This is a genomic window from Streptomyces alkaliphilus (genome assembly GCF_014141535.1).
GTDB lineage: Bacteria > Actinomycetota > Actinomycetes > Streptomycetales > Streptomycetaceae > Streptomyces > Streptomyces alkaliphilus.
On record NZ_VKHT01001761.1, the window covers coordinates 1 to 418 of the forward strand.

Sequence of the window (418 nt, forward strand, 5' to 3'; positions counted from 1 at the left end):
CTGCGGGAGACCGCGACCCGCCCCCGTCCGGCCCGCCGCCGTCCGCTCGCGGAGGACCGTCCGGTCGCCCGGGTCCTGGTGGACAAGGGTTTGGTCCACCTCGACCGCTACTTCGACTACGCGGTCCCCGCGTCGATGGCGGAGACCGCCCTGCCCGGCGTCCGGGTCCGGATCCGTTTCGGCGCGGGGGAACGCGGTGGGCGCAGGGAGGGCGGACGACTGGTCGACGGATTCGTCGTCGAACGACTGACCGAGAGCGACTTCCCCGGCCGACTGGCCCCCCTGGCCAGGGTCCTCTCGCCCGAGCCCGTCCTGCGCCCCGACCTGTTGGAACTGTGCCGCGCCGTCGCCGACCGGTACGCCGGTTCCCTGGCCGACGTCGTGCAACTCGCCGTGCCCCCCAGGATGGCCAGGGCCG

The 418-nt window shown here is 74.6% G+C and carries 1 protein-coding gene; it reads left to right on the plus strand.

What is annotated here, in order from left to right; all coding sequences use genetic code 11:
- The coding region (locus FNQ90_RS26650) for a primosomal protein N' family DNA-binding protein (RefSeq protein WP_456115110.1) at window positions 1–418 on the plus strand (418 nt) is incomplete at its 3' end.